The organism is Arthrobacter sp. K41 (assembly GCF_059089645.1).
The window spans coordinates 310437-331766 of record NZ_JBNHEW010000005.1 but is presented as its reverse complement, the minus strand read 5'-3'; the positions used below and the strand labels follow the sequence as shown (position 1 = coordinate 331766).

The window sequence follows — 21330 nt, the reverse complement described above, 5'->3', positions numbered from 1 at the left end:
CAGGATCCGGGGGCTTTTCAGTTAATTGCCTCTAATTTTCACGCAGCAGGGCCTGTCCTTACCCGATTGGCTTCTTCCCTGCCGGTCCATGTAACGTTTAGGTCACCGGTCGGCGCACACGCCCGACGAAAGCGTTCTGAATGCTTTTGCGTGTGCTAGTCCCCAGGTGGCAGCGCCTTTTGTGCTCCACAGACCGTGACCAACTCCTGGCAGGACATCCCACGGAACCTGCCGTTCCGCACTTCCATGAAGAGGCTTAGTTTTCCATGCGCAGAAATACTCTGCTGGCCGCCGGCATGCTCTCCGTCCTACTCGCCACCTCGGCGTGTGCCGGAACCGGCGCACCCTATACGTCCGCACAACCATCTGCGGCCGGTGCCGGTCTTGAAGCCAGCTCCAGCACCTTGGCCGGAACATCGTCCTCCGAGGTAGGAACCTCCCAGCGTGCCGCAGCGGAAAGGGCCGCTGCGGAGAAGGCCAAACAAGCCGACGCAGCCGCCGCAGCCGAAAAGGCTACGGCAGCCGAGGCGGCGCGAAAGGCCGAGGCCGACGCCGCTGCTAAAAAGGTTGAGGCTGCCGCTGCCGCAAAGGCCAAGGACGCTGCCGCGCTGGAGCAGGCCGCGAACCGGGTGCCGGCAGTTGGCTCCGTTCCCGCCCCGTCTGCGGCCGCACCGGCAGCCCCAAAGCCGTCTGCGGCACCTGCGGTCCAGGCGTCGTCCTCCGAGCGCATCGTCACCACCGCCTACACCACCGCATACACCTGGTACGACAACACCCCGGCGGGATCGACTGCCATCAGCCACCCGGTACTGCACAAGACTGCAGGCGGCACCGGCACCTATGAGGACCCCATCACGATCGCCGTAGGGCACTCCCTTGCCACCGGCCAGGACGTGCTGGACTTCCCGGCCGGTACCCGGATCTACCTTCCGGACGTCCGCCGTTACTTCATTGTCGAGGACACCTGCGGGGACGGCAGAGAGCCGCAGGGCGGCCCCTGCCACCAGGGCGTCAATGTCCACGGCACGAACTCCACCATCTGGCTTGACATGTGGATCGGCGGTCAGAGTGTGAACGCCGACGCTGCCAACGCCTGCGCCAGCAAGGTGACCAACGTCAACACCGCCGTCTTCAACCCCGCAAACAACTACGCCGTGGCGCCGGGCGCCGGCGTCATCCACGACGGCAAGTGCGATGCGGGCTACGGAAATGCGCTCGTAAAGCAGTAGCAACAGGGCACCCGATGTCGGGTCTTACCGGGGGTCTCACGGAAGCCGGCGTTCATCCGCCGGCTCCCGTTCCTGTCTCCGGCCCCCGACAAGTGCTGCACCTGGCCCGCCACGATCCCGCCGCGCACGGAAGCGTGACAAGTCCAGTGATTCCCCGTAGTTTTGCCGCAACTCACGGATGGGGGAAGCGCATGGACTCCGACGCGGTCATGGTCCCGTTCAGATGGCTTGTGTCCGCCATTATGGTCGGCTTCCATGAAGGACTGGGCGCCGCTGGCATGCCGCCCGCCAGCGGTTGGACGTGGGCGCTGTCCATCGTCGGGCTGGTGCTGGTCATCCGCGCTGCCATGATTCCCGTGTTCCTCAAGCAGCTTGACGCGCAGCGGCGGATGCGGCTCCTGCAGCCGGACCTGAAGACACTGCAGGATAAGTACCAGGGCAAGGCTGATCCGCTTTCCCGCCAGTCGATGGCGCAGGAGCAAATGGCTTTGTATAAGAGGCATGCATCCTGCCGCTCATTTTTGGTGTGGGCGGTGTTCTCTTTCCCATCGGCGTCCTGGTCTATTGGACAGTCTCCAACGCCTGGACCATGGTTCAGCCGTTCCTTGTCCGGGACCGGCAGGCACCGAACAACACGTAGGTAAAGGGGGACCCGCCAGCTGCGGCCCTTACCAAGAGGCCCACAGCCCGGGCAGAATTAGCCCATGGCCCGGCTCATCTACATCGGCATTGCCTCCCTTGATGGCTACGTGGCGGACAGCAGCGGCAACTTCGACTGGAGCGCCCCCGACAAAGAAGTCCATGCCTTCGTCAACGACCTCGAGCGCGACGCCGGCATTCACCTGTACGGGCGGCGCATGTACGAGGTCATGTCTGCCTGGGAAACCATGGGGGGCCCCGACGATCCGGCGGTGATTCAGGACTACGCCCGGATTTGGCGGAGGGCAGAGAAGGTGGTCTATTCAGCGTCGCTGGCAACCGCGGCCACTACGCGCACCCGCGTGGTGCGGACTTTCAATCCGGAAGCGGTAAGGGAGCTGAAGGCCAGTGCCAGCGGCATCATCAGCATTGGCGGCGCAACCTTGGCCGCCGCTGCGCTCCGGGCCGGACTGGTGGACGAGTGCGGAATCTTCCTTAACCCCGTAGCCGTCGGAGGCGGCCTGCGGTTCCTTCCCGACGGCCTGAAACTGCGGCTCGAACTGCAGGACGAACGGCGGTTTGGCAATGGAGTTGTGTACCTCAGCTACCGCATTAGCTCCTGACTGCCGCCAGGAACTGACGCGCCGGGATGCGGCATCGGCCTGCCGGGGGCGGTCGCCAGCCAGGCAAGCACCATGACGGCAGCGAACAGCCCGCTTTGCACGAGCATTTCAGATACCGGGGTGATCGACGCGTAGGGGTTCGGGGAACCAGCCAGTTGAGCAGCCTCCAGGGGCGTCAAGGCAAAGCTGGCAACCACCAGGACACAGAGGACGTGGGCGGGCGAGCGCGCGAACGTATGCCACGTAAAGCCTCCCGCTTCAGCCCGGGGGTACGTGCCGAGCAGCGCCGGAACCAGCAGTACTACCCAGACCCAATGATGGGCCCAAGAGACCGGTGAGATGAGCAACATGACGAGCGCCGTAGCCGCCACCGGGCCCCACTGGTCGGGGGAGTGGCGCGAGCGGTGAATAGTCAAAGCGCCCAGTGCGATAACGGCAACCGAGGCACCAATCCATACTGCTGTGCCGACAGCTGGTTCCAATTCCAGCCGGGCTACGAGTCCACGCAAGGAAAGGTTTTCGAAGCGTGACAGCACACCTACGCGATTGGTATCCCCCAGGGACGCAAGCCAGAACTGTGCCGATAAGGCAGGGGTAAGGACTGCCATCAGCACCACTGTGCTTGCAAATGCTGCCGCCATTCTGGCCGCGCTCCTGAAATCGCGGCGAACCACGAAGTACAGCATGAACACTAGGGGAGTGAGTTTGATGCCGGCAGCGAGGCCGGTAAGTATGCCGCGCGGCAAAAAGCCGTTCGGGTAGCGTCTGGATCTTCCAAGCAGGTCAACAACAATCAGCGTCATCAGCATCGGGTTTATCTGGCCGAGGTCAAGGGAATTACGCCAGGGCCCCGCCAGCAGAATCAGGCCGGTCACGAAGGCGCCGGTGATCCACCATCGCCGCCCTTTTGCCGGATTTAGAATGCCTTTCCGGTGGAGGTAGTAGGCAATGTTCCAGCCCACGATGCACGCACAGACAAGATTGATTGTTGTTTGAAGGGCCAGTGCGACTTCCGTCGGCAGCAGTGCAAGAGGCGCGAACATTGCGGCGGCGAACGGGGGATATGTAAAAGCCATTCCCCCGAAAGGTGTTCCGGGAAGCCCGTCCGCGTACAGGTCACCGCCGGCAATAAACTCCTTGGCCCCGGCCAGGTATACCGTCAGGTCCAGCCCATCGTTCATGGCCCGTTGGAAAAGGTAAGCCGCCACTATCAGCGGAAAAGCAACACGTGGCAGGTCCCAAAGCAAAAGCCTTTTTATGTCTTCCCCAACCAGGGCCATGCTGATCTCCATATCACGTCGTTGCCTGACAAGCCTCGCACAAAATTGACGGCGGCATTGATGCGCTGCGACGGGACAGCTGCAGCAAGGACCGACGCGCCGGGATGCGGCATCGGCCTGCCGGGGGAGCAGAATGGGCCCATGACCCGAATCGCAATCATCGGCGGCCACGGCAAAGTGGCCCTCCACCTGTCCACCCTGCTCACCGAAGAAGGCCACAGCGTCACGTCGTTTTTCCGCAACCCGGACCATGCGGACGACGTGGCGCGAACCGGTGCAACGCCGTCGGTCCTGGATATCGAGAATTCGACGACGGCGGCAATCGCCGAGGCGCTGCAAGGCAACGACGCCGTGGTTTGGTCCGCCGGCGCCGGTGGTGGAAACCCGGCCCGGACGTACGCGGTGGACCGGGACGCTGCCATCCGTTCCATGGACGCCGCAGCACAGGCCGGTGTGGACCGCTACGTGATGGTGTCCTACCTGGGAGCCCGCAAGGACCACGGCGTGCCGGAGGGCAACGCCTTCTTCGCCTATGCCGAAGCCAAAGCTGCCGCTGATGATTATCTTCGCGGCACCAACCTCGCCTGGACCATCCTCGGGCCGGGCACGTTGACGGACAAGCCCGGCACGGGCCTGATCACGGTGGATCCTGGTCCGGAGGAGGTAGACCGGGGAACGTCGCGCAGCAACACGGCCATCGTGGCAGCTGCCGTGCTGGACCTGCCGGACACGGCTGGCTGGATGATCAGCTTCTGCGACGGGTCCCTGCCGGTAGCCGCCGCACTGGAGTCCTTTAGCTGACTGCCCCTCTAAGTGCAAGATCCAGGGAATTCTTTTCCACGTAGTCGAGGGCGGCCCGGACCGCGCCCACGGCCACGATGGAATCGCCCAGGGGTGATACCGCAACGCGCGGGGGCGTGGCGGTAAGGTCCTTCAGCTTCCGGGCGATCGGTTCCAGCAGCACGCCGGCGGAATTGGCCACGGCACCACCTATGACCACGAGCTCCGGGTTGAGCATCGTGGCCACTGCGCCGATAACCCGGGCCATCCTGTCTGCCAGGCGGTTAAGGATCTCCAACGCCACCGCATCCCCGGCAGCAGCGGCGGCAAAAACGTGCTCGGCCTCCACGACACCTGTCTGCAAGTGTTGGCGAAGGGTGGTCCTGGCGTCTCCAGCCAGAGCCTCGGCGGCCCAGGCCCTGGCAAGGCTTGCGATGCCGAACGTGTCACCCACGCCCCGGACCTGTTCCAGGAATGCGAGCTCGCCCGCGCCGCCGCGGCTGCCGTGCAGCAGCCGCCCGCCGTCCAGCATTCCTGCACCCAGGCGTTCGCTGGCAAGAATAACGACGACGTCCTGGACTCCCGCGGCCGCGCCCCGCCACCGGTCACCAAGGGCAGCAAGGTTGGCGTCATTCTCCAGCAGCACCGTCCAGCCGTGCCGCGCCCGCAGTGCCGACTTCAGGCCAACGTCGAACAGGCCCCAGAAATGCTGGGCCACCAGAACGTCCCCGTTGCGGTCCACCGGGGCGGCGATGCCGGCGGCCGCGGCAAGGACGAACCCGGGGGAGGCGCCTGCTGTGTCCAGGGCCGCCAAGGCCGCGCGGTCAATGACGGAGACGCGTTCCTCCGCCGTTATTTCCGCCTCGGCGAACGGCAGGCTTGACCTGCCCAGGGTGTTTCCCCGGAGATCTGACACCACCACTGTTGCCTTGGAGATGCCAACGTCCATTCCCAGCACCACCCCGGCCCGCTCATTGAGCTCGAAGCGCCGGGCGGGCCGTCCCTTTTGGTACCCGCCAAAAGCCCGCTGGTTTTCCAGCTCCCGGATCCAGCCGCGTTCCTTCAGGTCTTCACACACTGCAATGGCTGTGGCCCGCGTCAGGCCTGTTGCTTCCATGACCTCTGTAACGGTCACGTCCGAGGAGGAGCGCATGAACTCGAGCACCGAGCAGGCGCTGACCCTGCGCAGCAGCTGGGGAGTTGCCGGGGCGGTGTCGGCCATGGGTGTTGACCTTTCCGTGTATTGCGCCAGATAATGATCAGGAAACTAAATTTAGAACCAAAATAAATATAGCCGACAAGACGCAAAGGATCACCCCTTGTCCACCACCGCCACCCTGGCAACCCTTTCCGATTCCGACCGCCTGGCCGATCCGAACTGGTGGCGCCAGGCCTCCGTGTACCAGATCTACCCGCGGAGCTTCGCGGACTCCAATGGTGATGGCATTGGCGACCTCAAGGGCATCACCTCCAAGGTTTCGTACCTGAAATCGCTGGGCATCGACGCCGTCTGGCTGAGCCCGTTCTACCCCTCGGCACTGGCCGACGGCGGCTACGACGTGGACGACTACCGCGACGTCGACCCCAAGCTGGGAACGTTGGCGGACTTCGACGAGATGGCCGACGCGCTGCACGCGGCCGGCATCAAGCTCATCGCCGACATCGTCCCCAACCACTCCTCGGACCGGCACCAGTGGTTCAAGGAGGCGCTTGCCTCACCCAAGGGGTCGGCTGCCCGGGACCGCTACATCTTCCGTGACGGCAAGGGCCCGAACGGCGAGTTCCCGCCGTCGGACTGGGACTCAGTGTTCGGCGGCCCTGCCTGGGAGCGCATCACTGAACCGGACGGCACCCCCGGCCAGTGGTACATGCACATCTTCGCCAAGGAGCAGCCGGACCTGAACTGGTCCAACCGCGAAATCCGCGAGGACTTCCTCAAGACCCTGCGCTTCTGGTCCGACCGGGGCGTCGACGGTTTCCGGGTGGACGTGGCCCACGCCCTGACCAAGGACCTCACCGAGCCGTTGCTGTCCAAGCTGGAACTGAGCGCGGCCAACACCGGCGTGGACGGATTCGACGACGGCACCCACCCCTTCTGGGACCGCGACGAGGTCCACGAGATCTACGCCGAATGGCGTGAGGTGTTCAACGAGTACAACCCGCCCCGTACCGCCGTCGCGGAGGCCTGGGTCCACGCCACCCGCCGCGCCCGTTACGCCAGCCCCCAGGGCCTCGGCCAGGCCTTCAACTTCGACCTGCTGCAGGCCGATTTCGACGCCGGGGAGTACCGGGAAATCATCACCCGGAACCTCGCCGAGGCAGCGGCCACCGGCGCCTCCTCCACCTGGGTCTTCTCCAACCACGACGTAGTCCGCCACGCCACCCGGTACGGACTGCCCCAGGTGTCCAGGGGCAAGGCAGGCACCAAGGGCCAGGACGGCAAGGACTGGCTCCTCGCCGGCGGCCCCGCCGAGGAGCTCAACGTGGAGGTCGGTGAACGCCGTGCCCGCGCGGCGACCCTCTTGATGCTGGCCGTCCCCGGCTCCGCCTACCTGTACCAGGGCGAGGAACTCGGCCTTCAGGAAGTCGCCGACATCCCGGAGTCCGAGCGGCAGGACCCGTCCTTCTTCCGCAACAAGGGCGTGGAAATCGGGCGCGACGGCTGCCGCGTGCCGCTGCCCTGGAAGGTGGAAGGAACCTCCTTCGGCTTCGGCGACGGCGGGGCACACCTGCCCCAGCCGGACTGGTTCAGCAAGTACGCGGTGGAGGCCCAGGACGGTACCTCGGGCTCCACACTGGAGCTCTATCGTGCAGCCCTGAAGCTGCGCCGCGAATTGCAGACCGACGAAGAGCTCGAATGGGTTGAAACCGGCACCCCGGACGTCCTGCACTTCCGCCGGCCCAACGGCTGGCAGTCAGTGACCAACTTCGGTGACAGCGCCGTCGACCTTCCGGCCGGCAAGGTGCTGGTCAGCAGCGCTCCCCTCGAGGACGGGAAACTGCCCGCGAACACCACCGCATGGCTGCGCTGACCCCCCGTCGCCGTCCGGCGGGGCGGCCGGCCTAATGCAGGAACTGATTTACGGCTGCATGGGCCTGGGCGGCAGCTGGTCCGACGAGCCGCATGCCGGCGAGCATGTGGACGAGGCCGCTGCCGCCGTCGAGGCCGCACTGGATGCGGGAATCACGCTGTTTGACCACGCAGACATCTACCGGAGCGGCAAGTCGGAGGCTGTCTTCGGGGAGGTGCTGGCGGCCAGCCCCGGGCTCCGGGACCGCGTCCGGCTGCAGACCAAGTGCGGCATCAGGTTGAACGAGCGCGGGTTGCAGACGCACTACGACCTCAGCCGGGAGGCCATCCTCGAGCGCGTCAACGAGAGCCTCAAACGGCTGCGGACCGATTACGTGGACATCCTCCTGCTGCACCGCCCGGACCCCCTGGCGGACCCCGCTGAGGTGGCCGCCGCCGTCGGGCAGCTCATGGCGGAAGGCAAGGTCCGGCAACTGGGTGTCTCCAACATGTCCGGGGCGCAGATCCAGGCGCTGCAGGACCGGCTGGAAACCCCGGTGGTAGCAAACCAGCTGGAGATGAGCCTGCTCAAACGGGCTTGGCTGGAAAGCCAGGTGCTGGTCAACCATGCCGAGAACCTGGACTACAGCTTTCCGCACGGCACGCTGGAGTACTGCATCCGCCATTCGGTCACCCTGCAGGCCTACGGTTCCCTGGCGCGCGGCCTCTATACCGGGGCGGAACCGGACAGCCTGACGTCGGCAGAAGCCGCCACCGCAGAACTGGTTGCGGAACTGGCAGGGCAGTACGGCAGTTCGGGTGAAGCAGTCCTGCTCGGATGGCTGATGAAGCACCCGGCAGGGATCTCGCCGGTGATCGGAACGGTTAACCCGGCCCGGATCCGTAACTGTGCTGATGCTGCCCAAGTGGCACAGGCCATGAGCCGGGCCGAGTGGTACCGCCTGTGGGTGACGGCACGGGGCAACAACATCCCCTGACTTCCCCCCCAACCTGCCGGCAGCAAGGGCCGTAATGTCGCCGCACAACGGCCCTTGCTGCTGCCTGCATTCACGCCGGTTACAGTCATATCCCGTTTAGTTCGTATTGAACCTCACAAGGGGGCCCTTTTCTTGGCCTTGCCGCTTGCCGGGCGGATACGGTAGATACATGACGTCTACCATCGCCACCGAGACCGTAAGGCCGGAACGCAATATCCCAGCAGAAATCGCCCGCTCTTGGCTCCTCGTGAATGCCATGAAGACCGAGCTTTTTGACCAGTCGGCCGTGTCCCGCGCCGATTCGATCATCCTGGATATTGAAGATGCCGTGGACCCCTCGCAGAAGGACCAGGCCAGGGACAACGTGGTTAACTGGCTGACCGCCGGCGGCAAGGCCTGGGTCCGGATCAACGATGCCACCAGCCCCTTCTGGGCCGCAGACCTCGCCGGACTGCGCGGCACCCCCGGCCTCCTCGGCGTGATGCTAGCCAAGACCGAATCCGCGGACCAGGTCACTGAAAGCTTCCACCGCATGGACGGCAAGACCCCCGTCATCCCGCTGGTGGAGTCCGCCATCGGCATCGAGGAAGCCAACAACATCGCGAAAGCCCAGGGCGCTTTTCGCCTGGCCTTCGGCTCCGGCGACTTCCGCCGCGACACCGGCATGGCCGCCACTGCCGAGGCCATGGCCTACCCGCGCGCCAAGCTCGTTGTAGCCAGCCGCGTCGGCAACCTCCCTGGCCCCATTGATGGCCCCACCGTGGGCACCAACCACCCCATCCTGCGCGAGCAGACCGGCATCACGGTGATGATGGGCATGACCGGCAAACTGTGCCTGGCCATCGACCAGACCCCCGTCATCAATGAGGTCATCAGCCCCACGCCATCGGACGTCGCCTGGGCCACGGACTTCATGGCCGATTTCGAAGCCAACGGCCGCGTCATCCGTGACGGCTCGGACCTGCCCCGCCTTGGCCGCGCCGAGAAGATCATGAAGCTCGCTGTAGCCTTCGGGGTGCAGCCCGCGCTCTAGCACCCGCATGTTTTCAGGAAACCCCGTGACCGGTACCCGCTATCCGGTCCACGGGGTTTCCTGGTCTGCGCCCTGAAGCTCCGGGCGGGCAGCGGGCCTTCCCTGTCGTGCGGGCGGAGGGCCACTGCCTTTGACCGTCCCGGCCCTGGTCCGACTTGTGCCCCGGGCAGGCCGGTAGACTGGCACGGTGCTGAACGAATTCTGGGCCACTGCGCCAACCCGCTACAAAATCCTGGTCTTCAGCGCGATGGGACTGATCGCCGTCGGCATCATCCTTAACCTGGCAGGAAACACCAGCGGAAACCAGGCACTGGCCGTGGCCTCATTGCCGCTGATCGGGCTGGGACTTGTCCTGCACATCGCCGGAATCGTGGTCCGCGGCCAAGCCATCCGGAAGAACCTCCGCCGGTAATTTTCGGGCCGCTTCGGAGGCTGACGATAGGCTTGAGCCCATGACTATCAATCCGGACCTGCAGGGCCGAAGCTACCCTGCCGCAGAGGTGTACGACGTCGGCCGCGAAAAGATCCGCGAGTTCGCCCGCGCCGTGAAGGCCACCCATCCTGCACACTTCGACGTCGACGCCGCCAAGGCCCTGGGCCACACCGACCTGGTTGCCCCGCCGACGTTCGCCATCATCATCGCCCAGCGCGCAGACGCCCAGCTCATCGAGGACCCGGAAGCGGGCATCGACTTTTCCCGGGTGGTCCACGCTGACCAGCGTTTCACCCACCACCGCCCCATCCTCGCCGGTGACCGCCTGGTGGCGGAACTTCACGTGGACGGCGTCCGCGCCATGGGCGGGGGAGCCATGATCACCACGCGCTCCGAAATCTTCGCGCTCCTCGGGGACGAATCACGGGAGCCGGTCACCACCACCACGTCATCCATCCTGGTCCGCGGAGAGGGACAGTAACCATGAGCCTCAGCATCCACGAACTCAGCCCCGGCCAGGAGATCGGCAGCCGTACCATCGAGGTCACCCGTACTGACCTGGTCAAGTACGCCGGTGCTTCCGGGGACTTCAACCCCATCCATTGGAACGAGGCATTCGCCACCGGCGTGGAGCTGCCCGGCGTCATCGCACACGGCATGTTCACCATGGGCTCTGCCGTGCAGCTGGTCAGCGACTGGGCAGGCGACCCGGCCGCCGTTGTCGACTTCCAGACCCGCTTCACCAAGCCCGTGCTGGTCACGGACACCACCGGAACGGAAGAGCCCGGCGCCACCATCGAGGTGAGCGGCCTTATCGGCAAACTCGACGCCGAGGCCAACACGGCGCGCATCGACCTCACCGTTATCTCGGCGGGCCAGAAAGTGCTGATGAAAGCCCAGGCAGTGGTCCGGCTGAGCTAAAGCCGCGAAGGCGCGGCCTGACTTTCCCGATAGGGTTGTTTGGTGACTTCCACTCTCCTTTCCCAGCTGACCACGGCCGCCGTCGGGGGCCCGGCCGGCGCCTTCATCGAGGCCCGGACCGAGGCTGAGATCATCGACGCCGTGCGCACTGCGGACGCGGCCGGCGAGCCGCTGCTGATCCTTGGCGGCGGGTCCAACCTGCTCATTTCCGACGACGGGTTCCCCGGGACCGTCGTGAGGATTGCCTCGGAAGGGTTCACCGTCAACGCGGAGGACTCCTGCGGCGGGGTCGCGGTGGTAGTGCAGGCCGGGCACAACTGGGACAAGCTGGTGGAGCATGCGGTCCTGCACGCATGGTCCGGGATCGAGGCCCTCGCCGGTATTCCGGGCTCAACCGGGGCAACACCGGTCCAGAACGTGGGCGCCTACGGTTCTGATGTTTCCCAAACCATCGCCGCCGTCCGCACCTGGGACCGCGAGCGTAACGCCGTGAAGACCTTCACCAACTCTGAGCTGAAGTTCGGCTACCGGGACTCCATCCTTAAACAGACCACCGTCAACGGCTCACCCCGGTACGTGGTGCTGACTGTGGAGTTCCAGCTCCCGTTGGGCCGGATGAGCGCTCCCATCCGGTATGCCGAGCTCGCACGGTCGCTGGGCGTGGAGCAGGGCAAGCGAGCCTACTCCACGGACGTGCGCAGGGAGGTGCTGCGGCTGCGCTCTTCCAAGGGGATGGTGTGGGATTCCGAGGACCGGGACACGTACTCCACCGGTTCATTTTTCACTAACCCCATCGTCCCGGCCGACGTCGCCGCCGCCCTCCCGGAGGGCGCACCGCGCTACCCTGCGGGCAAGGACGGGCTGGTGAAGCTCTCCGCCGCGTGGCTGATCGACCAGGCCGGCTTCAGCAAGGGCTTCGGCCTGGAGCCGGGCAGCGTCAGCGGGGGCCGCGCTTCCCTGTCCACCAAGCACACTCTGGCCATCACCAACCGCGGCTCAGCCAGCGCGGCGGACCTGGTAGCGGTGGCCCGCGAAGTGCGGGCCGGCGTCGAACGCCGTTTTGGAATCAAACTGCACCCGGAGCCGCTGCTGATCGGCCTGGAGCTGTAGCCCCCGCCTCCCCATGTGCCTTCCCATGTCCCGCGGACCCGCCCGGAGCCTAGGATGGGCCCATGGCTGCGAGGGTGGGGAAACGACTTGACCGCCGGACCATGGGCAGGCTGCGGCTGGCATCCCAGAGACTGGTGCCGGTTCCAGCCCCTGCAACGGGGTTAGCGGGGGATGACGCCGTCTCCGTCGCCGGGACAGTCCGCTGGATGACCGCGATGCAGGCGCAGGACCTGCAGGCCGCTTTCTGGGCCGTGGGTGTGAGGGTTCCCGGAGCTGGATTAGGGGATGTGCGGTCCGCGCTCGATTCCGGCGCCGTGGTGCGGTCGTGGCCAATGCGGGGCACCTTGCATCTTGTGGCGCCCGAGGACCTGCGGTGGATGCTGGACCTTACTGCCGAGCGGCTCACCCGGGGTATCGCCGCCAGGCACCGCGAACTTGGGATTACGTGGCCGGATATTGAGAAGTGCCGCGACCTTGCGCTGGAACGGATTGCGGCTGGCGGAGCAGCGAGCCGTTCGGAGCTTTTCACCGCTTTTGAGGCCGTAGGGCAGGCCACCACCGGGCAGCGCGGAATCCATATCCTGGGGACATTGTGCCGGCATGGCTGGCTTGTGCAGGGGCCGCTGGCCGGGAACCAGCAACTGCTCGTGGGCTTCGAGAGCTGGATCCCTGTCTCCCGCCGGCTGGAGCGGCAGGAGGCCGTTGCGGAGTTCCTGCTGCGCTATTTCCGGAGCCACGGACCCGCCACCATCCGCGACTTCGCCTGGTGGACGCAGATTCCCCTGACGGAGGTGCGGGCGGCGCTCAAGGAGATCCAGGGCCAGCTGGTAAAGCTTGACTTCGAGGGCACGGGCTACTGGCTGTCCCCGGAGACAGCGTCACTGCTCGACGGCGGCGTGCCGGGACAGCGGTCGGTTCTCCTGCTTCCCGGCTTCGACGAGTTTGTGCTTGGCTACACGGACCGAAACCTTGTCCTGGCACCCGAGCATGCGAACAGGATTGTTCCCGGCGGCAACGGCGTCTTCAAGAAGACCGTGGTGGCCGGGGGAGAGGTGACAGGCACCTGGGCGCGGGAAGGCGCAGGCCCGCGAGCCGTCGTCGTGCCTCAGCTGTTCGATGAATCAAAGCCCCTGGGGGTCACCGCCCGTGCTGCTTTCGCCCGCGCCGCCCGGCGGTACCTGGAGTTCCTGGACTCATGACCCGTGCTCCAGGGACACTGCCCAGGGACACAAAAGCGGCCCTGCCCAACAGGGGCAGGGCCGCCAGTGCAGCAAACTGGGGGCTTACAGGTTCCCAGTGGCGATGTTGAGCATGCGGCGCAAAGGCTCGGCGGCGCCCCAGAGGAGCTGGTCGCCAACGGTGAAGGCGCTGATGTAGTTCGGGCCCATCTCCATCTTGCGGATGCGGCCCACAGGGATGTCCAGGGTGCCGGAAGCTGCCACCGGGGTGAGCTCCGCCATTGAAGCTTCCTTGGTGTTGGGAACCACTTTGGCCCACTCGTTGTCCTCGGCCAGGAGCTTTTCAATCTCGGCGACCGGCAGGTCCTCGCGGAGCTTGAGGGTGAGGGCTTGGGAGTGGGAGCGCATGGCACCGATCCGGACGCAAAGGCCATCCATGATGACGCGGTTTTCCTCGGAGGTGCCCAGGATCTTGTTGGTCTCAACCCCGGCCTTCCACTCTTCCTTGGACTGTCCGTTGCCCAGGTCGGCGTCGATCCAGGGAATCAGCGAGCCGGCCAGCGGCACGCCGAACTGGGTGGCGTCGATGCCGGTGCGCTGGTGGGCCAGGACCTTGCGGTCGATGTCCAGGATGGCCGACGCCGGATCCTGCAGTTCCGTGCTGACCTCGGCGTTGAGCGTGCCGAACTGGCTCAGGAGTTCGCGCATGTGCCGGGCACCGCCCCCGGAGGCTGCCTGGTAGGTCATGGAGGTGCCCCACTCGACCAGGCCGTTCTTGAACAGGCCGCCGAGGCCCATGAGCATGCAGGAGACGGTGCAGTTGCCGCCGATGAAGTCCTTGGTGCCGTTGACCAGGCCCTTGTCAATGACGTCGCGGTTGATGGGGTCCAGCACGATGATCGAGTCGTCGTTCATGCGCAGGGTGGAGGCGGCGTCGATCCAGAGGCCGTCCCAGCCGCGGGCGCGCAGTTCGCCGTGGACCTGCTTGGTGTAGTCGCCGCCCTGGGCGGTGACGATAATGGGCAGCTTCGCCAGGGTGTCCACATCGAATGCGTTCTCGAGCTTGCCGGCGCCTTCAGCGAAGGAGGGGGCGGCTCCTCCCGCGTTGGACGTGGAGAAGAACACCGGGTTGATGTTGGCGAAGTCGCCCTCGTCCTGCATACGCTGCATGAGGACGGAACCGACCATGCCGCGCCATCCGACCAGGCCGACGGAAGGGGTAGCTGCTGTAGTCATCCGTCCAGTTTAGTCGCCGGTACCGGCACGGCGCAGTCGGTTACGTCACTCCCCGGCTGGCACACGTGGCGACGCCGGCACGCGGCCCGGGATCAGTCCGCATTACCTGCCCATGCGCCTTGGCCGCGTTCGGCTAGCTCCGCTTGGACTCCTCGAGCACGGCGGCTTTCCTGGCGCGGAGCGCGTAGAACGCCCCGAAGGCGAACACCTGCGTCACCACCACCAGCACGATCGCGCCGGCGATCTTGTTGCCGCCCAGGATCATGGTGAACCCCACGATGGCGGACAGCAGCGCCAGAAGGGGGAGCAGCATGTAGCCCAGCACAAATAGGGTTTCCGGTTTCTTCAACATGCCTAACCCTCAGTCCTCGACCATTTAGTAAAGCGGTAGCGTGTCCCGTTGACGCCCGTCAGCCAGCCGTCCGGGGGAACAGAGGCCGCCGCTTCCCAACTGGTGCCCAGTTCCGGAGCGAACGTGTCGCCGTCGGCATCGACGTCGATGGTGGTGACCACCGCAACGTTGGCAAGCTCCGTGGACTGACGGAATATCTCTCCGCCGCCCAAGATCCACACGGTTTCGCCTCCGTCGACGAACTGGGACTCCAGCAGGGCGTCATCAAGGGAAGGGACCACGACGGCGCCCTCCGCCTCGGGCGTGTCCGCCCAGTTTTCCTGCCGGGTGATCACGATGTTGGTCCGCCCGGGCAGGGGCCGGTACTTTTCCGGAAAGGACAACCAGGTTTTGCGGCCCATCACCACCGGGTGGCCCATCGTGAGCCGGTTGAAGTGCTTGAGGTCCTCAGGCAGGTGCCAGGGCATGTCCCCGTCCTTGCCGATGACGCCGTCAGGGGTCTGCGCCCACACCAGGCCCACGCCGGTCACCGATGCGGCCAGTTCCTCCGTAAAGGACTGCGGGTCCGTGAAGTTCTCGGTGCTCATACGGCGATCGGTGCCTTAATCGTGGGGTGATGCTTGTAACCCACCACTTCGAAGTCCTCCAGCATGTAGTCGAAGATCGACGCCGGTTTCCGGGTGATCTTCAGCTGCGGGTACTCGTACGGCTCCCGCTCCAGCTGCTTGAGGACCTGGTCCATGTGGTTCTCGTAGATGTGGACGTCGCCGCCGGTCCAGACGAACTCGCCGGGTTCGAGCCCCACCTGCTGGGCCACCATGCAGGTGAGCAGTGCATAGGAGGCGATGTTGAACGGCACACCCAGGAACATGTCCGCGGAGCGCTGGTAAAGCTGGCAGGACAGCTTGCCGTCCGCAACGTAGAACTGGAAGAACGCGTGGCACGGAGGCAGGGCCATGTCGTGCAGTTCGGAAACATTCCACGCGGACACGATGTGGCGACGGGAATCCGGGTTGGACCGGAGGTTCTCCACCAGCTCGGCAATCTGGTCGATGTGCCCGCCGTCCGGGGTGGGCCAACTGCGCCACTGGACGCCGTAGACCGGCCCCAGCTCGCCGTCGGCGTCAGCCCACTCGTTCCAGATGGTGACGCCCTGGTCCTGCATCCACTTCACGTTCGTCTCGCCACGCAGGAACCACAGGAGTTCCACCGCGACTGACTTGAAATGCACCCGCTTGGTGGTGATCAGCGGGAAGCTCTTACCCAGGTCAAAGCGCAATTGGCGCCCGAAAACGCTGGTGGTTCCTGTCCCGGTGCGGTCCGATTTGTGCGTGCCGGAAGCCAGGACATCGCGCAGGAGGTCTTCATAAGGCGTTGGGATGCTCACGGCCCAAGTGTACTTTGCTCGATCACCGCGGCGCCCAAACGGCTCAGTCATCGAAGGGCTTGAACTGCTCCACGGCAACAATCCGGTTGGCTCCGAGGGCCACATGGCACACCACCAGTTCCCCGGGGGACAGGTAGGGTTCCTCGGCGGGCAGGAGGGCGGCAAGGTGCGCGGGCATGTGTTTTGCCAGTTGCCCGAACACAGTGGGCAGCGCCGGACGGTGGGTGCAGACCGCTACCGCCCGCTGCCTCTCGAGAAGGGCCTCGATGACTGCCGCTGTCTTCTTGGGGCTCCGTTCGTGCCGGTGTTCGGTAAGCGCTTCCGCCAGTTTGACTTTGGCGCCGGTTGCCTTCGCATACGGCGCAACGGTCGCGACACAGCGCAGCCACGGGCTGGTGACCACACGTGGCGGCTTCCACGCCTGAAGCAGCCGGCCCACAGCCTGGGCCTGGCGCATCCCGGTGGCAGCGAGCGGCCGCTCGCCTTCTGCCTTGCTCCAGGACGAGCGCGGCTTTGCCTTTGCGTGGCGGACCACCAGCAGGGGCCAGGTGTTCAGCTCCCCCCGCTCGTGGGCATCCCGCAGGTAATCCAAGGGCTCGACGTCGGAGGGGTTGGACAGCAGCCGGGCGGCCTTTTCCGGGGTGCACCACATCACGCTGTCCACCTCTTTCCCGTCCGGGACCAGCCTGTCGCCGTTGACCTTGACCGCCCAGTAATGGACCACCTTCAGCCCGCTGGCCACGTGGTAGTGGATCGGCGGCAGCGGTATGCCCAGGGCGGCGGTGAGCCCAACCTCCTCGAACACTTCCCGGATGGCGCATTCGGGGATGGTCTCGCCGTCGTCGATCTTGCCTTTCGGCCAGGACCAGTCGTCGTAACGGGGGCGGTGGATCAGCAGTACCTCAAGCGTGTCCTTGTTGAGGCGCCACGGCAGTGCCCCGGCAGCCGTGACGGCTACCGGTTCACCGGGGTGGTCTGTCTGGTCTGCTACGAGTGCGTCGCTCGACAAAACTGCAGCCCTTACCGTCGGCTCAGGCTGCGCTGCCGCGGCCGTGACGCCAGCAGGAAGGACTGGACGTCCTCCAGTGGCCTGCCGTCATCGGCGAGGTGGTGTCGGGACCAGTTCCCTTCGTTGTCCAGGTGCCAGCTTGCAGTTTCCGGAGCCATATAGCGGCGCAACAGGTCCTGCACGTAGTTGATGTCATCAAAGGCGCTCAACTGGACCAGGGCCTCCACCCGGCGGTCCAGGTTGCGGTGCATCATGTCTGCTGAGCCGATGTACACCACCGGGTTCCCGCCGTTTGCGAACGCGAACACACGGGAGTGCTCCAGGAACCTGCCCAGGACGGAACGGACCGTGATGTTGTCGCTGAGTCCGGGCACGCCCGGGCGCAGCGAGCAGATGCCGCGGACAATGACATCCACCTTCACCCCGGCCTGGGATGCGCGGTACAGGGAATCGATGATGGCCTCGTCCACCATGGAGTTGACCTTGATCTGGACGCGGGCGGGGAGGCCGGCGCGGGCGTTCCGGATCTCGGTTTCGATCCGGTCAATCAGCCCGGAACGCACCGAGCGCGGAGCGACCAGAAGCCGTTTGAAGGTTGACTTGGGCGCATAGCCGGAGAGTTGGTTGAAGAGCTTGGAAAGGTCCTCGCCCACCTGGTCGTTGGCCGTGAGGAGGCCCAGGTCCTCGTAGTAGCGGGCGGTGCGGGGGTGGTAGTTGCCCGTGCCGATGTGGCAGTACCGCCGCAGCCCGTCCACTTCCTGGCGCACCACCAGTGAGAGCTTGCAGTGTGTTTTAAGGCCCACGATGCCGTACACCACGTGCACGCCGGCCTGCTCGAGCTTGCGGGCCCAGGAGATGTTTGCCTGCTCATCAAACCTGGCCTTGATTTCCACCAGGGCCAGGACCTGCTTGCCGGCCTCGGCGGCATCAATAAGGGCATCCACAATGGGGGAGTCGCCTGAGGTGCGGTACAGGGTCTGCTTGATGGCCTGGACCTTGGGGTCTGCCGCCGCCTGCTCCAAGAAGGCCTGCACGGAAGTGGAGAACGAGTCGTAGGGGTGGTGGAGCAGGATGTCCCGGCGGCGCATGGCCGCGAAGACGTTGGCCGCCTTGGACGTCTCGGACTCGTTCAGGTACCGGGAGGTATGCGGAACGTGCTTGGGGTAGTGCAGGTCCGCCCGGTCGATGCCCGCGATGACCGAAAGACCCCGAAGGTCCAGCGGGGCCGGGACCGAGTAGACCTCGGACTCCTCAACGCCCAGTTCACGGATCAGCAGTGCCCGGATGTTGGGGTTGATGTCGTTGGTAACCTCGAGCCGGACCGGCGGGCCGAACCGGCGGCGAAGCAGTTCCTTTTCGAGCGCCTGCAGGAGGTTCTCGGCGTCGTCCTCTTCAACCTCCACGTCCTCGTTCCTGGTGACCCGGAACGTATGGTGCTCAAGGACCTCCATTCCGGCGAACAGCTTGTCCAGGTGGACGGCGATGACTTCCTCAAGGGCGATGAAGCGCGCCACCCGGCCCGCCACCGCACCGGCGCGCGGACCGTCGATGGAGATCAGCCGGGGCAGCTGGTCCGGGACCTTGACGCGGGCGAACAGTTCCTTGTCGCTGACAGGGTTCCTGACCACGACGGCCAGGTTCAGCGACAGGCCCGAAATGTAGGGGAAGGGGTGTGCCGGGTCCACCGCCAAAGGCGTCAGGATGGGGAAGACCTTTTCGGCAAACATCTGGCTGAGCTGCTGCTTGGCCGCGTCGTCGAGTTCGTCCCAGTGCATCAGGTGGATGTGCTCGTAGGCCAGGGCCGGACGGATCTGTTCCGCGAAGACCTGCGCGTGGCGCTGCTGGAGCCGGTGGGCTTCCTCACCGATTTTTTCCAGCACCTCCACCGGGCTCAGCCCTGCAGGGGAGGGGACGGCAAGGCCGGTGGCGATGCGCCGCTTCAGGCCTGCGACGCGGACCATAAAGAACTCGTCCAGGTTGGACGCGAAGATGGAGAGGAAGCCAACCCTTTCCAGCAGGTGCAGGGAGGCATCTTCGGCCAGTTCAAGGACACGGGAGTTGAAGCTGAGCCAGCTCAGTTCCCGGTCCAGGAAGCGGTCCGGCCGGATATCGCCCTCCGGTTCCAGGTTGGGCGCGAAATCGGGGATGTCGATCCGGTCCTGCGTGGCCCGCGACGCCGGAACCTCCGAGGAGCCGAATCGGGCGCGCACGGGGATAGGAACCTCTTGGGACGTGGCTGCTCCGGAAGGTTCCGGGTTCATGGCATCTCCTTTACCTGGCGCTTCAATGCGGCCGTATCCGGCCTGCGCGGTTCTGTTTCAACCATACAAGCAATCAGTAGGCAGGAACCCTAGGTTTGGCGCCGCAGGGCCCTTGCGTTAGGGATTGGGCTGGCCCGCTGCCGGACCGTACATCACATCCATGTCCCAGCGGGTGAAACCCAGCCGCCGGTACAGGGAGACTGCGGGAGCGTTGTCGGCGTCGACGTACAGCATGACGGCGTGCAGCCCCAGGTTTTGGAGGTATCCAATGCCGGCCACCGTGAGGGCCTTGCCCAGGCCCGAACCCTGGGCTTCCGGGGTAACGCCCACCACGTAGATTTCACCGATCGGGGGGTGGGAGCCGTGGCCCGGATGCACCTTGGTCCAGTGGTATCCGAGCAGCCTGCCGTCCCCGTTCACAGCCAGGAGGAAACCGGCGGGGTCAAACCATTCCTCGGCCATCCGGGCGTCAAGGTCGGCGCGGGTGAGGCTGCCCTGCTCGGGGTGGTGGGCGAACGCGGCACGGTTGGCAGCCAGCCAGTCATCCTCATCCTGGCCGGGCACAAACGCCCGGATGGTGACACCCTCCGGAAGGACGACGGCGGGAAGGTCCGCCGCTGCCGTCGTCATCCGCATCTTCCAGAGCTCGCGCACGGACACGAAGCCGTAGCGGGCGGCGAGGTCCGCGGCTGCCTCGTGGTTTCCGTGGGACCAGGCTTTCAGTCCCTGGAGCCCGCGCCGGTCCTGAAGGGCGCCCACAAGACGGTCGGCGACGCCCTGGTTGCGGTAATTGGGATGGACGGCGATTTCCACCACGCCGCTGCCGTCCGGTTCTTCAACTAAGGCGGCGAACCCTGCAAGGTCCTGTCCGGAGGCGGGGTCGGAGTCCTCGTCCGGGGCGTAGAGGGCCAGGGTGAGCACCTGGTGTTCACCGGAATCACCGGCCCGCATGCTGATCAGGGTCTGCTCAGAGATGGAAGGATTGCCGTCCGACTCTTCCGCCGCAGCCAGCAGATCGCCGCAGTCCTTCAGCAGCTGCCGGTCAACTCCGCCTTTTACAACATGGACGGGCCACTTCTCAGGGTGCGCTGGAGTCATGAGGCAAGGTTATACGGGATCAGCGGAGGCGGACCGCAAGCAGCCGGCTCAGGCTTCCGTCAGCTCGTCTTCCTGCTGCCGCACCAGGGTGAGCCGGTAGCCGACGTTGCGGACAGTGCTGATGAGGTTTTCGTGGTCGGCGCCGAGCTTGGCGCGCAGGCGCCGGACGTGGACGTCCACCGTGCGGGTGCCGCCGTAGTAGTCGTAGCCCCACACTTCGGTGAGCAGCTGCTGCCGGGTGAACACACGGCCCGGGTGCTGCGCGAGGTACTTCAGGAGCTCGAATTCCTTGAACGTCAGGTTCAGGGGTGCTCCGTTAACGCGGGCGGTGTAGCTTGCCTCATCGATGACGACGCCGGCAGCCCGGATTTCGGACGGCGTGTCCTCCTGCTCCGGGATGGCCCGGGCCACGGACAGCCGGATGCGGGCCTCCACCTCGGCGGGGCCGGCAGATTCCAGCACAATGTCATCCACAGCCCAGGCAGAGGAAACAGCAGCCATTCCGCCTTCGGTAAGAATCAGCACCAGCGGGGCGCTCAGGCCGGTGGCTTTGAGGAGCTGGGTGAGGGAACGCGCGCCCACGAGGTCCTTGCGGGCGTCCAGCAGCACAATGTCGCAGGGGTCCGTCTCCAGCAGGGCGGTGGGTTCGGCGGGGAGGATGTGGACCCGGTGGTTCAGCAATTCCAAGGCAGGCAGGATGTCCACCGAGGATCCGGTGCTGTTCGTCAATAACAGGATGTGCGACATTGTTCC

21 protein-coding genes and 1 pseudogene are annotated in these 21330 nt (G+C 65.4%); 12 read left to right on the top strand and 10 right to left on the bottom strand.

Going from position 1 to position 21330, the window contains the following annotated elements; translation table 11 throughout:
• The first annotated feature begins 266 nt into the window (after positions 1–266).
• The 3 genes and pseudogenes from AC5RTE_RS14160 to AC5RTE_RS14150 all read left to right on the top strand — a co-directional run bounded on the left by AC5RTE_RS14160 (position 267) and on the right by AC5RTE_RS14150 (position 2491).
• Positions 267–1229: a hypothetical protein gene (locus AC5RTE_RS14160; RefSeq protein WP_494042004.1), complete on the top strand. Its 963-nt coding sequence runs from the start codon at positions 267–269 to the stop codon at positions 1227–1229.
• Positions 1230–1420: 191 nt separating this feature from the next.
• Positions 1421–1774: pseudogene (locus tag AC5RTE_RS14155) on the top strand (YidC/Oxa1 family membrane protein insertase); the annotation flags it as partial.
• Positions 1775–1933: 159 nt separating this feature from the next.
• Positions 1934–2491, top strand: a complete 558-nt coding sequence (locus AC5RTE_RS14150; RefSeq protein WP_494042003.1) for a dihydrofolate reductase family protein — start codon at positions 1934–1936, stop codon at positions 2489–2491.
• Here the strand turns inward: AC5RTE_RS14150 and AC5RTE_RS14145 are convergent.
• A complete protein-coding gene (locus AC5RTE_RS14145) occupies positions 2473–3942 on the bottom strand; it encodes a glycosyltransferase 87 family protein (protein WP_494042002.1) in 1470 nt (489 codons plus the stop codon). The genes AC5RTE_RS14150 and AC5RTE_RS14145 overlap by 19 nt on opposite strands.
• On the opposite strand from AC5RTE_RS14145, the gene AC5RTE_RS14140 reads away from it, so the two are divergent.
• Complete coding sequence (locus tag AC5RTE_RS14140; RefSeq protein WP_494042001.1) at positions 3913–4572, top strand: SDR family oxidoreductase; 660 nt, start codon at positions 3913–3915, stop codon at positions 4570–4572. The two genes, AC5RTE_RS14145 and AC5RTE_RS14140, sit on opposite strands and share 30 nt — an antisense overlap.
• On the opposite strand, the gene AC5RTE_RS14135 is transcribed toward AC5RTE_RS14140, so the two are convergent.
• Positions 4565–5773, bottom strand: coding sequence for an ROK family protein (locus AC5RTE_RS14135; protein ID WP_494042000.1), 1209 nt, complete (start codon positions 5771–5773; stop codon positions 4565–4567). The two genes, AC5RTE_RS14140 and AC5RTE_RS14135, sit on opposite strands and share 8 nt — an antisense overlap.
• Positions 5774–5870: 97 nt before the next feature.
• Between AC5RTE_RS14135 and AC5RTE_RS14130 the strand changes: the two genes are divergently transcribed.
• The 8 genes from AC5RTE_RS14130 to AC5RTE_RS14095 all read left to right on the top strand — a co-directional run bounded on the left by AC5RTE_RS14130 (position 5871) and on the right by AC5RTE_RS14095 (position 13255).
• A complete protein-coding gene (locus AC5RTE_RS14130) occupies positions 5871–7583 on the top strand; it encodes a glycoside hydrolase family 13 protein (protein ID WP_494041999.1) in 1713 nt (570 codons plus the stop codon).
• 34 nt (positions 7584–7617) lie between these two features.
• Positions 7618–8559, top strand: coding sequence for an aldo/keto reductase (locus tag AC5RTE_RS14125; protein ID WP_494041998.1), 942 nt, complete (start codon positions 7618–7620; stop codon positions 8557–8559).
• A gap of 169 nt (positions 8560–8728) precedes the next feature.
• Positions 8729–9592 (top strand): HpcH/HpaI aldolase/citrate lyase family protein, encoded by an 864-nt coding sequence (locus AC5RTE_RS14120; RefSeq protein WP_494041997.1) that lies wholly within the window; start codon positions 8729–8731, stop codon positions 9590–9592.
• Between the two features lie 187 nt (positions 9593–9779).
• Complete coding sequence (locus AC5RTE_RS14115; RefSeq protein ID WP_494041996.1) at positions 9780–10004, top strand: DUF3188 domain-containing protein; 225 nt, start codon at positions 9780–9782, stop codon at positions 10002–10004.
• A gap of 40 nt (positions 10005–10044) precedes the next feature.
• On the top strand, positions 10045–10506 hold the full coding sequence (locus tag AC5RTE_RS14110; protein ID WP_494041995.1) for an FAS1-like dehydratase domain-containing protein: 462 nt from the start codon (positions 10045–10047) through the stop codon (positions 10504–10506).
• Positions 10507–10508: 2 nt separating this feature from the next.
• On the top strand, positions 10509–10946 hold the full coding sequence (locus AC5RTE_RS14105) for a MaoC family dehydratase (RefSeq protein ID WP_494041994.1): 438 nt from the start codon (positions 10509–10511) through the stop codon (positions 10944–10946).
• A 42-nt stretch (positions 10947–10988) separates the two neighbouring features.
• Positions 10989–12056 carry a UDP-N-acetylmuramate dehydrogenase gene (locus AC5RTE_RS14100; RefSeq protein WP_494041993.1) on the top strand — a complete coding sequence of 356 codons (1068 nt, stop codon included), beginning with the start codon at positions 10989–10991 and terminating at the stop codon, positions 12054–12056.
• A gap of 62 nt (positions 12057–12118) precedes the next feature.
• Positions 12119–13255, top strand: coding sequence for a winged helix DNA-binding domain-containing protein (locus AC5RTE_RS14095; RefSeq protein ID WP_494041992.1), 1137 nt, complete (start codon positions 12119–12121; stop codon positions 13253–13255).
• 84 nt (positions 13256–13339) lie between these two features.
• Here AC5RTE_RS14095 and asd read toward each other — a convergent pair whose 3' ends face one another.
• The 8 genes from asd to AC5RTE_RS14055 all read right to left on the bottom strand — a co-directional run bounded on the left by asd (position 13340) and on the right by AC5RTE_RS14055 (position 21324).
• Positions 13340–14470, bottom strand: coding sequence for an aspartate-semialdehyde dehydrogenase (gene asd / locus AC5RTE_RS14090; protein ID WP_494041991.1), 1131 nt, complete (start codon positions 14468–14470; stop codon positions 13340–13342).
• Positions 14471–14603: 133 nt separating this feature from the next.
• Complete coding sequence (locus tag AC5RTE_RS14085; protein WP_494041990.1) at positions 14604–14822, bottom strand: NF038396 family protein; 219 nt, start codon at positions 14820–14822, stop codon at positions 14604–14606.
• A gap of 2 nt (positions 14823–14824) precedes the next feature.
• Positions 14825–15409 carry a dihydrofolate reductase gene (locus tag AC5RTE_RS14080; protein WP_494041989.1) on the bottom strand — a complete coding sequence of 195 codons (585 nt, stop codon included), beginning with the start codon at positions 15407–15409 and terminating at the stop codon, positions 14825–14827.
• Complete coding sequence (locus AC5RTE_RS14075) at positions 15406–16209, bottom strand: thymidylate synthase (protein ID WP_494041988.1); 804 nt, start codon at positions 16207–16209, stop codon at positions 15406–15408. The genes AC5RTE_RS14080 and AC5RTE_RS14075 overlap by 4 nt, the downstream gene beginning before the upstream one ends.
• 43 nt (positions 16210–16252) lie before the next feature.
• Entirely contained in the window at positions 16253–17218 is a 966-nt protein-coding gene (locus tag AC5RTE_RS14070; RefSeq protein WP_494041987.1) for an NUDIX hydrolase, read from the bottom strand.
• Positions 17219–17229: 11 nt separating this feature from the next.
• Positions 17230–19479 (bottom strand): RNA degradosome polyphosphate kinase, encoded by a 2250-nt coding sequence (locus tag AC5RTE_RS14065; RefSeq protein ID WP_494041986.1) that lies wholly within the window; start codon positions 19477–19479, stop codon positions 17230–17232.
• A 117-nt stretch (positions 19480–19596) separates the two neighbouring features.
• Positions 19597–20577 carry a mycothiol synthase gene (gene mshD / locus AC5RTE_RS14060; protein ID WP_494041985.1) on the bottom strand — a complete coding sequence of 327 codons (981 nt, stop codon included), beginning with the start codon at positions 20575–20577 and terminating at the stop codon, positions 19597–19599.
• A 48-nt stretch (positions 20578–20625) separates the two neighbouring features.
• Positions 20626–21324, bottom strand: coding sequence for a winged helix-turn-helix transcriptional regulator (locus tag AC5RTE_RS14055; protein ID WP_494041984.1), 699 nt, complete (start codon positions 21322–21324; stop codon positions 20626–20628).
• Positions 21325–21330 lie beyond the last annotated feature (6 nt).

What these genes read in the sequence shown, in the direction of transcription:
- AC5RTE_RS14080 (WP_494041989.1), bottom strand. Translation starts at nt 15,409, where the DNA reads ATGAGCACCGAGAACTTCACGGACCCGCAGTCCTTTACGGAGGAACTG.
- asd (WP_494041991.1), bottom strand. Translation starts at nt 14,470, where the DNA reads ATGACTACAGCAGCTACCCCTTCCGTCGGCCTGGTCGGATGGCGCGGC.
- AC5RTE_RS14120 (WP_494041997.1), top strand. Translation starts at nt 8,729, where the DNA reads ATGACGTCTACCATCGCCACCGAGACCGTAAGGCCGGAACGCAATATC.
- AC5RTE_RS14095 (WP_494041992.1), top strand. Translation starts at nt 12,119, where the DNA reads ATGGCTGCGAGGGTGGGGAAACGACTTGACCGCCGGACCATGGGCAGG.
- AC5RTE_RS14105 (WP_494041994.1), top strand. Translation starts at nt 10,509, where the DNA reads ATGAGCCTCAGCATCCACGAACTCAGCCCCGGCCAGGAGATCGGCAGC.
- AC5RTE_RS14125 (WP_494041998.1), top strand. Translation starts at nt 7,618, where the DNA reads ATGCAGGAACTGATTTACGGCTGCATGGGCCTGGGCGGCAGCTGGTCC.
- AC5RTE_RS14160 (WP_494042004.1), top strand. Translation starts at nt 267, where the DNA reads ATGCGCAGAAATACTCTGCTGGCCGCCGGCATGCTCTCCGTCCTACTC.
- AC5RTE_RS14150 (WP_494042003.1), top strand. Translation starts at nt 1,934, where the DNA reads ATGGCCCGGCTCATCTACATCGGCATTGCCTCCCTTGATGGCTACGTG.
- mshD (WP_494041985.1), bottom strand. Translation starts at nt 20,577, where the DNA reads ATGACTCCAGCGCACCCTGAGAAGTGGCCCGTCCATGTTGTAAAAGGC.
- AC5RTE_RS14085 (WP_494041990.1), bottom strand. Translation starts at nt 14,822, where the DNA reads ATGTTGAAGAAACCGGAAACCCTATTTGTGCTGGGCTACATGCTGCTC.
- AC5RTE_RS14110 (WP_494041995.1), top strand. Translation starts at nt 10,045, where the DNA reads ATGACTATCAATCCGGACCTGCAGGGCCGAAGCTACCCTGCCGCAGAG.
- AC5RTE_RS14055 (WP_494041984.1), bottom strand. Translation starts at nt 21,324, where the DNA reads ATGTCGCACATCCTGTTATTGACGAACAGCACCGGATCCTCGGTGGAC.
- AC5RTE_RS14140 (WP_494042001.1), top strand. Translation starts at nt 3,913, where the DNA reads ATGACCCGAATCGCAATCATCGGCGGCCACGGCAAAGTGGCCCTCCAC.
- AC5RTE_RS14065 (WP_494041986.1), bottom strand. Translation starts at nt 19,479, where the DNA reads ATGAACCCGGAACCTTCCGGAGCAGCCACGTCCCAAGAGGTTCCTATC.
- AC5RTE_RS14135 (WP_494042000.1), bottom strand. Translation starts at nt 5,773, where the DNA reads ATGGCCGACACCGCCCCGGCAACTCCCCAGCTGCTGCGCAGGGTCAGC.